This window comes from Carboxylicivirga sp. M1479 (assembly GCF_007097485.1).
Lineage (GTDB): Bacteria > Bacteroidota > Bacteroidia > Bacteroidales > Marinilabiliaceae > Carboxylicivirga.
The window spans coordinates 172,221-186,593 of sequence record NZ_VKDE01000018.1; the positions used below are offsets into that span (position 1 = coordinate 172,221).

Genomic DNA, 14,373 nt, shown 5'->3' on the forward strand with positions numbered 1-14,373 from the left:
TTTAAAATATAAATATTAGTGACGATGCAAAAAGGACATATTGGTGTAACTACCGAAAACATTTTCCCGATCATCAAAAAATATCTTTATTCTGATCATGAGATATTTCTACGCGAGTTGGTATCTAACGCTGTTGATGCCACGCAAAAACTAAAAACACTTTCTTCAGTAGGCGAGTTTAAAGGCGAAGTAGGCGAGGCTCCTGTTCGTGTTATTCTTGACGAAGAGAAAAAGACGATTACAATTTCTGACCGTGGTGTTGGTATGACATCAGAAGAAATTGACAAATATATTAATCAGGTAGCTTTTTCAGGAGCTAACGAATTTCTTGAAAAATATAAGAAAGACGCCAATGCAATTATTGGTCACTTTGGTTTAGGCTTCTACTCATCATTCATGGTGTCTGAAAAGGTAGAAATCATTACTAAGTCATTCCGCGATGGTTCACAAGCTGTTAAGTGGAGTTGCGATGGAAGCCCTGAGTATACTTTGGAAGAGGTTGAAAAAGCCGATCGCGGTACTGATATTGTTCTTTATATCGATGAAGACAATAAGCAGTATGCAACAAAAGCTGAGATTGATACTTTATTGAAAAAGTACTGTCGTTTCTTACCTGTTGAGGTTGTTTTTGGTAAAGAGACAGAGTATAAAGATGGCAAGCAAGAGGAGACAGATAAGGATAACGTTGTCAACGAGACAAAGCCTTTATGGACACGTACGCCATCTGAATTAAAGGATGAAGATTATAACAAATTCTACCAGGGATTGTACCCAATGTCTGATGAGCCTTTGTTCAATATCCATTTAAATGTGGATTATCCATTTAACTTAACGGGTGTTCTTTATTTCCCTAAGTTGAAAAACAACGTAGAGGTTCAGAAGAATAAGATTCAGTTATACTGTAACCAGGTTTATGTAACCGATTCAGTTGAAGGAATTGTGCCTGAGTTCTTAACTCTTTTACATGGGGTAATTGATTCTCCAGATATTCCTTTGAATGTTTCTCGTTCATACTTACAGAGCGATGGTAACGTTAAGAAGATCTCAAGCCACATTACTAAGAAAGTAGCTGACCGTTTAGAGGAAATCTTTAAAAAAGACCGTGATGGTTTTGAGGCCAAGTGGGATGACTTGAAGATTTTTGTTGAGTATGGTATGCTTACTGAAGAGAAGTTCTACGACCGTGCTAAGAAGTTTACTCTCTTGAAAAATACAGATGGTAAATACTTTACTTTTGATGAGTATGCTGCTATTATTAAAGATAACCAAACTGATAAAGACGATCAGTTGGTATACTTATATGCAACAGATGTAGAAGCTCAGTTTAGTTTTATTGAAGCAGCTAAAAACAAGGGATACGATGTTGTTGTATTGGATGGTCAGTTAGATAGCCATTTTGTTAATACCTTAGAGAGTAAGTTTGAGAAGTCGCGTTTTGTGCGTGTTGATAGCGATATCGCTGAGAAATTGATTCCAAAAGCTGATACTATGGAATTGAAATTGTCAGATGCTCAAAAGCAAGATTTGACAACTATTTTCAGTTCGCAGGTGCCTAATGTTGATAAATTGAACTTCATTGTAACATTTGAAGCATTAGCAGAAAACGATACACCAGTGATGATTACGCAGCAGGAGTTTATGCGTCGTATGAAAGAAATGAGTCAGTTGGGTGGCGGTGGAATGAATTTCTACGGCGAGATGCCTGATAGCTACAATTTAGTTGTGAATGGCAACCATCCATTGGTAAATCGCATCATTGAAGACGAAGAGAAAGAAGTGGGAGAGAAGGTCGCTTCATTGCGCAGTAAGATTGATGGTTTAGATGGTAAACGCGCTGAGCTGGAAAAAGCTAAAGAAGGTAAGAAGGACGAGGAAATTGCTCAGGCTGACAAAGATGAGTTGGAAGATCTTAATAAGAAGTTAACTGAATTGAATGCTAAGAAAGATGCTGAACTTTCAACATTCGCATCATCCAACAAAATGGTATCTCAGTTAATCGACCTGGCATTACTTTCAAACAACATGCTAAAAGGCGAAGCTTTAACTAAGTTTGTTAAGCGTAGCATCGATTTAATTTAATTACCTTTCAATAGGATTAAATACAAGCCCGAAAGCATTTAGTTTTCGGGCTTTCTTTTTATTATAAATGATTTTCACACCTTTTTTTGTTACACTAAATTGGAGATTAAACCCATTCCTTGTTGTTTCGTGTGTTATACATTTTCAATGAATGCACAAGCCAACAGACTGTAATTTTCATCCTCCATCCTCCTTAACATCTTTTAACGAAATAATTAGGCATTGTATGATTTAGCATAGCTTATTAATTCAATCAATTATCTATTTTTGCGCCGATTTTAAATGAACAGCTAGTATTTGATCACTGTAAGGAGTAATAGCTGTCAATAATATTTTTAAAACCAGAAAAAATGGAACAAAACGTTTTCATCGCTAAAGATGTAACAACTAATCCGGCTCCCCTAGGACTAACCGGTTTTGGATTGACAACAATGCTATTAAACCTGCATAATGCCGGTCTTTTTGGGTTAGACACCATGATTATGGGTATGGGTATCATGATGGGTGGACTTATTCAGATTTTAGTAGGTATGCTTGAGTGGAAGAAAAACAACATGTTTGGTATGATGGCTTTTACATCATATGGTGCATTTTGGATTTCTTTAGTGTTTGTTTGGATCTTCCCAAAAATGGGATTAGGTGAGGCGCCATCTGCAACAGCTATGGGTTATTACCTAACAGTTTGGGGTATTTTTACTTTCGGATTGTGGATTGCAACACTTAAAATGACTAAAACAATGATTTGGTTATTTGGTACAGTGGTGTTATTATTTGCTTTGTTAGCCATTGCTAATTTTACAGGTAGTCACTTAATTCATACTATTGCAGGTATCGAAGGTGTTATTTGTGGTGCAAGTGCCTTATACATTGCTATCGCTACTTTATTAGTTGAAGTGTACGGAAAGCAGATTCTTCCAATGCCATAAGCATTGACGAAAAATGATATAATAGGAAGCCCGAACGGTTATGTTCGGGCTTTTTTGTGCTTAGTATTTTGATGAGTGAGCCAAAAGTGCTTACTAACATGCTTGACGCTAGTGGTGTAAAGGTCTATTTTGCCTTAATCTCACTATCACTACATGAAACATCTGACAAGTAAAAACGCAAAGAAGAATAATTGGTGGAAGTATTTGTTGATGCTGGCACTTTTTCCTGTGCTTGCTCAGCTAGTGGTTGCTTGGTATTATCTTCTAAATACAAATGAGGATGCTGTTGGAAGCGTTTCGATTGAAATTAATAACTCGATCCATTATGCTAGCAACCCAACAGTTCAGATAGGTATATTGGCTCTCTTCTTTATTTTTATGTTGATAGCCTTTGCTTTTGTTTATAGTCATTTACATCACAAAAGCTTTAGAACGGTTATAAATGGAACGAGGCTTATCCGATGGCGGCGCATTATCATAGGATTTGCAATTTGCTTTGTGGTCGAAGCCTTTCTATTTGGTGCCGATTATTATTTAGACATAGATAATTACGAAGTGCGCTTGCACTGGAACAGTTTAATTCCGCTTGGTCTTGTTGCGGTTTTTATGGTTCCTTTTCAGGCCTTTTTCGATGAAATAATATTTAGAGGTTATTTAGCACAAGGGGTGGCACATTTGACAAAAAGTCGGTTTTTAGTCATACTTATTCCTACCATATTTTTTGCTGTAATACATGCTTTTAATCCTATTTTGAACGGTGTTGGCTTTTGGACTGTATTGTTGCTTTACTTTTTAATTGGCTTATCGTATGCTATTATATCGGTACTGGATGATGGAATAGAATTGGCAATGGGCTTGCACGCTGCTAATAATGTATTCGCTACTATTTTTGTTGTCAATGCTAATAGCATTATTAAAACAGATGCCTTGTTATTGATGAAAGAAGTAAATTTTCCAGATGCTTTTGTACCCATTATTATAGCACAATTGGTAATGATTGCTGCCCTTGCATTTAAGTACAAGTGGCCTTGGCGTAGTGTTTTTTCTCAAATAGAAGATGGATTTGCCATTAACTAAAAAAGCACCGCTATTAGCAGTGCTTTGTCTATGTTATTAGATATTTAACCTAGCGTATACTCCCGGATAGAGTACTTATTTCGCGATTGCCTTTCAAATTAACTATGCGAAAATTACCCGAAACAGAATTGCCTTTTAAACTACCATCAATATCAGAAAGTTCAGCATTACCCGAAACGGTATTGGTTTTTGCATTTCCTTTAACGCCTGCTAAAACAATATTACCAGATACCGTATTTGCCGATATGTCACTGCCTATTTTTTGAGCTGTTACATTTCCCGATACTGTATTGCATTTCACTTTGCGTTGGCCAATGCCTGATATTTTTATGTCGCCACTTACACTATTTACATCTGCATCACTCATAGCTGGCATGCTAATAGTGAAATTACCTCGTGCACTTCCTTTAGAATTACGCGGGTGGTCAACCTCCACAATTAATGTAGTACCCGATTGGCGAGTTACAATCTCGTATTCATCCTTTTGTCTATCCCAACTCAAGGAACCTTTTACATGCACCGAATTACCTTCTACGGCTTCAATTTCAACATTGCTAAACACCACGTTTACTTCAATGTCGGTAATGTTTTCAAATGTTTTGTCAACCGATGTTTTGCCTCCTTGTGCCCATGCGTAAGCTGAAATACAAAGAACTCCCAGTATTAATAATAGTTGTCTCATTTTTAAAAATTTATCCGATTATGAATGTAGGACGCACGAACGTTTAGTTTAGTTACAACTGGTTTCAATATCATCAAAGGCTTCTTTCAAATGCGTTATTCTATTTCTTCGTCGATCCGTAACTGGTAGCCACTTCCATGGATATTAATTATTTCTACCCCTTCAACATCTCTTAGGTATTTACGCAATTTAGTAATGTAAACATCCATGCTTCGGGTTGTAAAATAACCTGTTTCTCCCCAGACTTCTTTCAGGGCTTTATCGCGCGGTAGTACTTTGTTTTTATTTTGACACAAAAGTACTAACAAGCCCGCCTCTTTGGGCGATAACTTATGTTCTTCCTCCTTAATGTGTATAGTTCTGAACTCTTGGTTAAATACGGCCTGCCCTATGCTGTATTCGGTTTGTATTTCTATTGCCTGCTGTCTTTTGTTTCTGTTAAGAATAGCATTTAGCTTACAAATTAGTATTTCCGAATCGAAAGGCTTGGTAATATAGTCATCTGCACCTGTGCTAAAACCCTCCAGCATATCCTCCTTCATAACTTTAGCTGTCAGAAATATGATTGGTATATCGGGGGTCGACTCTTTAATTTCTCGGGCAATAGTAAAGCCGTCAATATTAGGTAGCATTACATCGAGTATGCAGATGTCAAACTGACTTTCTTTGAATCGTTTAAAGGCTAATAAGCCATCTTTTACCCAGGTAACATTAAATTTATTTATCTCAAGATAGGCTTTCATGACCGTTCCAAAATTACGATCATCTTCCACCATAAATACTCTTTTTGTTTCCATCATCATCACTTATTTATATGGAAGTTGAATAATAAATTCTGTTCCAAAATTCACTTTGCTTTTAACGCTAATATTACCCTGATGTGCATCAATGGTGGCTTTTACGTAGTTTAGCCCCAGTCCAAAACCCTTTACGTTGTGGATGTTGCCTCCCTCTGCCCTGTAAAACTTTTCAAATATTTTATTTTGCTGATCACGTGTCATGCCTATGCCATTGTCCTTGATGCGTATTTGAATGCCATTGCCATTATTTTGACTTGATATGTTTACTTCTGGCTTATTCTTTGTGTATTTAAGAGCGTTTTCGAGCAAGTTAACAATCACATTGGTAAAATGAATTTCATCAACTAAAAACACGCTTAATTCTGCTTTTAGCGAAGTACTGATGTTTCCTCCAGTTTCATTAGCCAGGAGCTGCATATTGTCTACAGCTTTAAATATGAGTTCGTGTACATCTTTCGATACACGTACAACTGAAAAGTCTTTCTTTTCAATTTGCGACATTTGTAAAACACGTTCTACATGGCTATTCATTCGACTGTTTTCTTCTTTTATAATTTTTAAGAAGTTTCGTACGTGTTCTTCATTATTAATAATACTAGGTGTTAAAATGCTGTCAGTTGCCAGACTAATAGTCGCAATCGGCGTTTTAAATTCATGCGTCATGTTATTGATAAAGTCTGTCTTTATTTGAGCCACTTTCTTTTGGTTGAGAATAGTTCGTATGGTAATGAAGAAAGTAATTAAAATAAACAAGGTAAAAATACTTGACAATGAAACCATCAGGCCTTGCGTTTTAAACAGGTACGTGGCTACATCGGGGAAATAAATCATTAATTCAAAAGTGGATAAGCCTCTGAATATATCCCTGGGAAAAAGGTTGACCCTAAAGGCATCAAGGTTTTGTAAATGCGCTGGGTTAAAACTTGATGACTGATAATTAGTGAGTTGTTGCGAGTATTTATTGAAAATGCCAAACTCAAACTGGGTATCTACGCCATTTTGAATAAGCTCCTCCTGTAAAACACTATTGAGGTGTTTTAAATCGATTCGCTGCTGTAAAGGGTTGTGGCGTGCTTGAATCTCTCGCTTCATTTGTTCATACACCTCTTTAATTTCCTTATTTCGATGCTCCATAGCTTTCATTACCACTTTAATGGAGTCTTCGGCGTGCAGTAGCTTATTTTCAATTTCGATAATATCAACAGCTTCTCCACTGGCATCAATCCAAACCTGGTGCTCACTATGGTTGCCATTTACTTCGGTGTGTACCTCAATACGAGCACCTCCCTGCGTTATAACGGTGTCTTGTTTATGGTAATAGTTTTTGTCTTTTGTCCCTGTACGATTACTTTGTTGACGAATGATTGCCACATTGCCATTCGCATCTTTTTTGTATGTTGTATTACTTTGTGATTTAGGGTTTTGAAAAAATTCTTGAAAAATGTAGTTGGCACTCTGCTCTTGCTCTAAACGACGAACGGTATTATCCAATGAACGATAAACCGATGCCTGAAACTTTTCCTTTTGAACTTGTACTGATTGCTTGATCCATAAAAACTGAGCGCCGATAATCCCCAACATAGAGAGGCTCATAAGTAGTATTAAACCAAGTATTGATTTTCGCTTCATAATTCACTGTTTACATGGTAAAGATAATGCTTTGACTGTAAGCACTTCTATACATTAACTTTTCCTTAACTGTTTTTAACCGCATCTTAACCGCTTTAATTTCAATGTGTTTGTACTTTTGATTTTGTTAATTGACATCAATTGGTATTACGAGTAAATTACAGTACTAACTTATAATTATTTGGCTATGAAAAATGGAAATAACTCACTTAAAATCGTCCTTACTGGGATAATACTAGTAAGTATGGTGTTTGGTGCTATTGCACAAACAACAAAAAAGAATCAAGTTAAAGTAAAAGTGATAACAAGTGATGGTGGTAAAGTTGTGGATATGGATACCACTTTTAATCACGATGTTTTTGTTTTTCAGAGTGATGGCAATACCAAAGTAATTAACCTGGATAGTATCATGGAGGGGCATCATCATGATATGGATAAACACATGCGGGTAATGGCATTTAAAATGGATTCGTTAAACGATTTCAATTTCGAATTTGATGGCGATGTTGAGAAAATGCATATAGAGATGGAAAAGCTCTTAAAAGAAAAAGGCATCATGTTAGAAGAAATGGGACATGCATCCAAGGGCGGTAATCGTATGGTGATAATGCAAAGTGGCGGAGCAGAAGTAGACATCGAGGAGTTTATTAATGATGAAGGAGATCATGTTAAAATCATTAAAAAAGAGATTCATGGCGATGAAGATGGCAAGCATGAAGTTAAAACATTTGTGATTGCTTCTGACACGCACGATATGCCAATGGCCTGGAAAGAAAAAAATGAATATCATAGCACTGTAAAGGTCGAATCAATTCCTTTGGAGGACATTTCTTTTTTAAATGAACTTGGTGTCTCAACTAAAAAGTTAATGTCCGAGCCTCTGGATCTTAATAGTTTAAAGGTTAAGTTTGAAAAAATAATGGAAGATGATAAACTTCAAACTTTAGTGCATATTGAGTGTGAACTGCCAGCGGGAGATTTCCAAATGCAGTTGTTTAATCAGGAAGGGGAAAAAGTGAAAGAGGAAAGTGATATAAAATCAGGAGTATTCAAACAAGAGCTTGACTTGAAAGAGGAAGAAGCTCCTTATTACTATATTTTATCTAAAAATAATCAGCTCTTTGGTCGAAAGATAGTGCTGTAAGAACTACCACTTAATACCTAAAAGCGTTTGAACTCATTGTAGTGCAAACGCTTTTTTTTTGCTGTATATATTTGAAATAGAATATCAGCGTATCAATGGTTGAAATGTAAAAGCAATTAGTTTTTGGATAGAGGAGTGTCCAAATATTGAGATATTGTCCAAATGTTGGATAGTCAGAGAGGTTGTGTTAGCGCTAAACGTCAGAAATACAGTCTCTTGAAAATTGTGGCAAAGCAATTGATATTTAGAATCGCAAATAAAGAACAAATGTTTGTAGTAGAAGTTATTAGCGTTATAGTTGTCCTGGTTTGGGGCTGGTTTATACTAAACAAGTATGTAATTGAAAAGAACAGTAGTTTATAAAATATGATTGATTGGTGCTTGTTTTTAGAAATAAGTTGAGCCAATCGATAGTTTGGGTGTTTATAACAAAAAAGCCCCTTGTCAACGGACAGGGAGCTTTTTTTATGTGTTTTTTTAACCAAATTATTCTCGTCGATATTTAAATATGATCCTACGTTGATAGCAATCATATTGGCTCCTTACGTGTGAAAATAGTTTACTTTCATTTCTTTAAAATGAATTTATATCATTGCGATAGAGCTTTCTTCTACCCAACCCACAGTTCCATCTGCTATTTGTATTTCTTTCCATTGACCCAATGAGCTCAGGATCTCAACTTTTGTGCCCTCGTGCAGAATAAAAATCTCTGTTCCGCTGGCATCAGGAGAGCTTTTAACGGTTAATGACGGACTAAAAACAATGGCATGGTGGCGCACCAATAGCTTATTCTTTTGGTGGTAGCTAAAGGTTAACGTGACAAAAGTACCAAGCAAGAGGCCTACACCCAGATAAAATCCTGCTTTCTTAAGTAATGAAGAATTAGAAAAGAAGAAAAGTGCTGCCATAACAAGCGTAAGTACAAAAAAGCTAATGCCAATAAAAGCCCATGTGTCAGATGTGGTTTTGTTTCTAAAGTCAACAACCCATTTGCTAAGAAAAAAGTCATCTACTGACTCAATTTTATCAGTTGTTTGCGAGTAAGCCAACTCTAAGTTGAACTTTATATCCTTGTCATGAGGTTTTAATAGTATGGCTCGTTCGTAATTAAGAATGGCGTTGGCCAATTCTCCATTTTTATAAAAGGCATTTCCTAAATTAAAATAAAGCGACCCACTTTCAACACCTGTAGATAATATTCCCTTGTAGGTATCAATTGCCGATTGATAATCGCCATCACTATATTGTTTGTTGCCTTCTGCATATCGGTCGTCTTGCGCAATGGAGTTTCCAACCAACAGGCACAAAACGAATGTTATAATAATCTGCTTCATTTTTAGCGTTTTATTTGATTTTCAAGTTTACTGATGGTTGTGATTGTTTGTTTGTACAACTGATCCATTTCGTCTGTTCCAGAGGATGGCGAGTATCGTGCAAATTCACATGTGTCCAGTATTTCCATTATTGCAGACTTAAGCTCGTCGCTAACTTGATATTGACTTAATACTTCTCCTGCATTGTCTTTAGATAATTCACTTAAAGGCAAGCTTAATTTATCACTCAAATAACCCCATAATGCTCGTAGCACCTCTTCATAAAAAGCTTCTTTTTCACCAGCTTTAAGGAAGTTGGCTGATTTTTTTAAGCGCTTAATGGCTACTTTATTGGCTTTCTTTGTTTTTAATAAGGTAATATTTGAGTTATCCTTTATTCGCTTTTGATTAATCAGCACCAAAAGAATAAACAACGACAAGGGGATGAATAATGCTAAATAGAAACTCAAGCTACCCATAAAAAAGGTGCCAATTGGTTTCAGCTTCGTTTTGTTTGTGTTGATAAATCGAATGTCTTTCCCAATGAATTTGACATTTTCTTTGTTGACATTCGATCGAACAACACCGCTGCTAGCAGTTTCGTTACCTTCGCCTTTGGCAACATTTAAATTGATGTTACCAGATTCAATTGTTTTATACTGACCTTTAGCAGGATCAAAATAAGCGAATTTGATAGATGGAATGGTAAATGTGCCTGCATGTCGAGGAATCATCAAGTATTCATAGGTTTTAGAACCTCGCATGCCGCGTGTAGTATTGCTGATGCCATTCGTTATTTTTGCGTCAAAATCATCAAAGTCGGCAGGAAACTTGATTTGAGGCTCTTCTATGAATTTATGATTTCCCGTTCCGTTAACAACCACCTTTAATGTAATTCCATCATTAACTGTTACATCGGTTTTGGTAACGCTGGCTTTCATATTCAGTTGTCCAACACCACCCGTATAACCTTCTGGACGCCCTGACGGAAGTGGTTTGACATTGATTGTTAGAGGTTTTGATTTAACTCTTTTCTTAACCGTTCGGTGGTTAGACTCAAAAAAGTCGTCGAAAATGCTACGAGAACGGCTTCTGGCCACACGCTGACGAACCATAAACTCAATTTCGGTTGGTTTAATGGTTAGCTTACCTGATTTTTGAGGAAAAAGAAGCTTTTGCTCATAGGTTCCAACGTTGTATGTTCTGCCATTAATATTTTCCATACTCCATTTAATTCCATCTTCATTTTTTAAAGTTTGAGTGATAAAAGATGAAAGTTCAGGTTGGTTAATGTCCGATAGACCCTCAAGTTGTACTTTGGTATATATTTTTGTTGACAGAACCAATGATTCCCCTTGGTAAACATTCTTTTTTGATGGAGTAACCGTAATAAACAAATCATCGTCGCTAGGTGCGCCACCTGCCACTTGGCTATTTTGGTTGTGCTGTTGAGCTTGAGCATCGCCCTTAACTACTTTAATCGATACTGTATTGGAAGTTACCTTTTTATCATCAACCATTATGCTGGCAGGAGGAATTGACATTTGTCCCTCTTTTAGCGCCTTTAGGATGAAAGTAAATGTATAGGATGTTTCACGTGATACTTTCCCATTAACAATAGTAGTGCTAGTAGAGTAGGATGTACTTGGCCCCATTAATATCTGAAAATCTTGTAGGGCAGGTAGTCGAATGTCACTTCCTTCTTTGTTTAAAGAGTATACCAATTGGAATTTATCACCTACAACAACCGCTGTTTGAGCTCTGCCTGTAAATTTTACATCCTGAGCACTTAACTGAGTTAAGTTGGCGGTAAGCAATATAAGTGAAAGTATAATTAGTCGCATATTTTAAGATTATGTTTTTGCAAAAATAGTACTTCTACCAGTTTTTTTCAGTTTTTGTTTTCTGTGAAGCTTTAGCTTTACGCAATTTTTTCTGCAATTCGTTCTCATCTTGCTGAATTGCATTGAGCAGGCGTTGAGCATCTTCTTTTGACATTTGTTCTTCAGGCTGCTGCTGCTGTTGGTTTTTTTGTTGTTCCTGCTGGTCCTGATTCTGCTGTTGGTCTTGTTGTTGATCTTTCTGTTGTTCTTGCTCTTTATTTTCTTGTTGCTGATCCTGTTGTTGATCTTTGTTTTCCTGATCTTGATTCTGTTGCTCTTGATCCTGCTGCTGTTGAAGCATTTTTTGAGCCGCAATTAAATTGTAGCGTGAATCATGATCCTCGTGATTATTTCGCAAAGCATTTTTATAAGCTTCAATGCTTTCTTCAAATTTCTGCATGGCAAAATAGCTGTTGCCGATGTTATGGTGTACCTGCGCTAATCGCTCTGGGGCTTTTTCTGTACCCGCTAAAATTTGAAACTGATCCAATGCGTCGTTAAATTTTTCTTGCTTGAAAAGAGCATCACCCAAATTAAACTGTGCCTCAAAAGAATCACCTGTTTTATCAAGTGCTTTCCTGTATTCTATTTCCGACTCCAGAAAAGCAGAGTCAGCAAATTGACTATTTCCGCTGCGGATGAATTTTCGTTCATCCTGAGCATTAGCACTTATAAAACCAAGAATAAGGGCTGCAAATACGATTATATATTTCGTGTTCTTCATGATTATTCAGCATTATCTTTCTTGTTCTTCACTTCAAAAATATTGATGTGCTTCAATCGTTTGTTTTTGCGCTCCAGAATTACAAATTCAATGATGATGAGTAATAAAGCGATTAAGGCAAAGTATTGAAATATATCATTGTGTTGAGTGTAAACCTTTGCTTCCAGCTCTGATTTCTCCAACTCGCTTAATTCATCAACCAAATTATTTATTCCATTTCGAATATTATTGGCTGGTATGTATGCGCCATTACCTGTTATAGCAATTTTTTGTAATGTTTGTTCATCAAGTTTTGATATCACCACATTACCATTACGATCTTTCATAAAGTCGTTGCTTCTACCGCCTGGAATTGGTATTGGAGCTCCTTTGGGTAATCCCATTCCAACAGTATAGATTTTAATGCCTGCCTCAACGGCCTTTGCAGCCGCCGCAATTGGGTCATCTTCATGGTTTTCACCATCGGTAATAACAATAATAGCTCTATTCACATCCTCTTGCGAGGTAAATGATTCCATCCCTTTGTTGATAGCTGCACCAATTGCAGTTCCTTGCGTTCCAACAGCGTCGGTATTAATGGAGTTGAGGAACATTTTTGCTGATGGATAGTCGGTAGTAATGGGTAGTTGCACATAGGCTTCTCCTGCAAAAACTATAAATCCAACCCTGTCGTTTCTTAATTTATCAATCAGCCTGGAGATTGCTCTTTTAGCTCTTTCCAATCGGTTGGGTTCAATGTCTTGTGCCATCATACTATTGGAAACATCTAATGCCACTATTAATTCTATACCCTTACGCTTAACCGTTTGTAATTTACTACCATACTGAGGGCCTGCAATGGTTATTATCAGTAAAACAAATGCCAAAAGCATAATGTAAAACTTAACTGTGGGTCTTTTGAATGATACATTGGGCATAAGTTCATTAAGCAAATCAATGTTACCAAACTCCTCAAGCGCCTTTCTTCTTTTTCGGGCTAAAAAAAGATGAATAAAAGCCAAAGCAGGTATTAGTAAAAGCAGGTAAAGTGCATCTGGATGTTCAAACCTGAATATATTCATTGTGTTGTAATTCGTTAGTTAATCAATTGTTGAAGAAATTAACAAGTCCTATTAGGGTAAATTTCTGAATACCGTACTTCGTAAGAATATCTCCAAAAGCAGAAATAATCCTGCAAAGGCGGCAAACCACCAATATTCTTCTTTGTGTTTTGTGTACTCTTGTACCTCGTTTCTCGTTTTTTCCAATAAATCAATCTCTTTATATATTTCGTCTAGCTTTTGTTTATCGGTTGCTCTAAAGTACTTCGCATCGGTCATATCGGCAATGCCCTGTAGCAATTCTTCATCAATTTTAACTTCTACTTGCTGGTATTGCTTACCAAAAACGGTTTGCATTGGAAAAGGAGCCATGCCATTGGTGCCAACCCCGATTGTATAGACACGTACACCAAAGGTTTTAGCAATCTCAGCTGCCGTCATTGGGGCTATCTCACCTTTGTTATTTTCTCCATCGGTAAGTAAAATGATTACTTTACTTTTTGCGTCGCTATCTTTTATTCGATGAACGGCAGTTGCAAGGCCCATGCCAATCGCTGTTCCGTCATCTAGTAAGCCCATCTTAATGTCTTTAAACAGATTTTGCAAGACATTGTGATCGGTTGTTAAAGGGCATTGAGTAAAGCTCTCAGCGGCATAAATAACTAACCCTATTCTATCATCGGATCGACCTTTAATAAAATCGGCTGCTACATCTTTGGCTGCCTCCAATCTATTGGGCTTAAAATCCTCGGCCAACATACTACTTGAAATATCAATGGCCATCATAATGTCAATACCCTCGGTTATTTCTTTGCGAAAGCTATTGCTTGACTGTGGTCGAGCCAATACCGTTATTAACAAAGCGATGCTGAGTACGCGAAATGCAAAAAGCAAGTGTCGCAAATAAACCTTTTTTGAGACTGGTGCGTTTTCAAAACCTTTTAGTGTTGAGATTTTAAGAGATGCTTGCATGCTTTTCTGTTTCCAGACATACCAAGCGATATATGCTGGTACAATAATCAGGAGCCAGAAAAAATATGGTTGCGAAAATGTTATATCGTTCATCATTGTTAATA

12 protein-coding genes are annotated in these 14,373 nt (G+C 36.8%); 4 read left to right on the top strand and 8 right to left on the bottom strand.

Annotation, left to right across the window (positions count from 1 at the left end):
* Positions 1-24 precede the first annotated feature (24 nt).
* The 3 genes from htpG to FNN09_RS12585 all read left to right on the top strand — a co-directional run bounded on the left by htpG (position 25) and on the right by FNN09_RS12585 (position 4,082).
* The gene (gene htpG, locus FNN09_RS12575; RefSeq protein WP_143302715.1) at positions 25-2,079 is read left to right on the top strand and encodes a molecular chaperone HtpG; all 2,055 of its coding nucleotides are present in this window, start codon (positions 25-27) and stop codon (positions 2,077-2,079) included.
* Between the two features lie 350 nt (positions 2,080-2,429).
* Positions 2,430-3,005: a GPR1/FUN34/YaaH family transporter gene (locus FNN09_RS12580; RefSeq protein WP_143302716.1), complete on the top strand. Its 576-nt coding sequence runs from the start codon at positions 2,430-2,432 to the stop codon at positions 3,003-3,005.
* A 153-nt stretch (positions 3,006-3,158) separates the two neighbouring features.
* A complete protein-coding gene (locus tag FNN09_RS12585; RefSeq protein WP_143302717.1) occupies positions 3,159-4,082 on the top strand; it encodes a CPBP family intramembrane glutamic endopeptidase in 924 nt (307 codons plus the stop codon).
* A 49-nt stretch (positions 4,083-4,131) separates the two neighbouring features.
* On the opposite strand, the gene FNN09_RS12590 is transcribed toward FNN09_RS12585, so the two are convergent.
* The 3 genes from FNN09_RS12590 to FNN09_RS12600 all read right to left on the bottom strand — a co-directional run bounded on the left by FNN09_RS12590 (position 4,132) and on the right by FNN09_RS12600 (position 7,193).
* Entirely contained in the window at positions 4,132-4,764 is a 633-nt protein-coding gene (locus tag FNN09_RS12590; protein ID WP_143302718.1) for a DUF4097 family beta strand repeat-containing protein, read from the bottom strand.
* Between the two features lie 95 nt (positions 4,765-4,859).
* Positions 4,860-5,561 carry a response regulator transcription factor gene (locus FNN09_RS12595; RefSeq protein ID WP_143302719.1) on the bottom strand — a complete coding sequence of 234 codons (702 nt, stop codon included), beginning with the start codon at positions 5,559-5,561 and terminating at the stop codon, positions 4,860-4,862.
* A gap of 9 nt (positions 5,562-5,570) precedes the next feature.
* Entirely contained in the window at positions 5,571-7,193 is a 1,623-nt protein-coding gene (locus FNN09_RS12600; RefSeq protein WP_143302720.1) for a sensor histidine kinase KdpD, read from the bottom strand.
* Between the two features lie 187 nt (positions 7,194-7,380).
* Between FNN09_RS12600 and FNN09_RS12605 the strand changes: the two genes are divergently transcribed.
* The gene (locus FNN09_RS12605) at positions 7,381-8,337 is read left to right on the top strand and encodes a hypothetical protein (protein WP_143302721.1); all 957 of its coding nucleotides are present in this window, start codon (positions 7,381-7,383) and stop codon (positions 8,335-8,337) included.
* A gap of 584 nt (positions 8,338-8,921) precedes the next feature.
* Here the strand turns inward: FNN09_RS12605 and FNN09_RS12610 are convergent.
* Genes FNN09_RS12610 through FNN09_RS12630 form a run of 5 tightly spaced genes read right to left on the bottom strand, consistent with a single transcriptional unit; the run spans position 8,922 to position 14,365 of the window.
* On the bottom strand, positions 8,922-9,671 hold the full coding sequence (locus FNN09_RS12610) for a tetratricopeptide repeat protein (RefSeq protein ID WP_143302722.1): 750 nt from the start codon (positions 9,669-9,671) through the stop codon (positions 8,922-8,924).
* A gap of 2 nt (positions 9,672-9,673) precedes the next feature.
* The gene (locus FNN09_RS12615; protein WP_143302723.1) at positions 9,674-11,494 is read right to left on the bottom strand and encodes a BatD family protein; all 1,821 of its coding nucleotides are present in this window, start codon (positions 11,492-11,494) and stop codon (positions 9,674-9,676) included.
* Positions 11,495-11,528: 34 nt separating this feature from the next.
* Positions 11,529-12,257 (bottom strand): tetratricopeptide repeat protein, encoded by a 729-nt coding sequence (locus FNN09_RS12620; protein WP_143302724.1) that lies wholly within the window; start codon positions 12,255-12,257, stop codon positions 11,529-11,531.
* A gap of 2 nt (positions 12,258-12,259) precedes the next feature.
* Positions 12,260-13,318, bottom strand: coding sequence for a VWA domain-containing protein (locus FNN09_RS12625; RefSeq protein WP_255434108.1), 1,059 nt, complete (start codon positions 13,316-13,318; stop codon positions 12,260-12,262).
* Positions 13,319-13,369: 51 nt separating this feature from the next.
* Positions 13,370-14,365 (bottom strand): VWA domain-containing protein, encoded by a 996-nt coding sequence (locus FNN09_RS12630; protein WP_255434109.1) that lies wholly within the window; start codon positions 14,363-14,365, stop codon positions 13,370-13,372.
* Positions 14,366-14,373 lie beyond the last annotated feature (8 nt).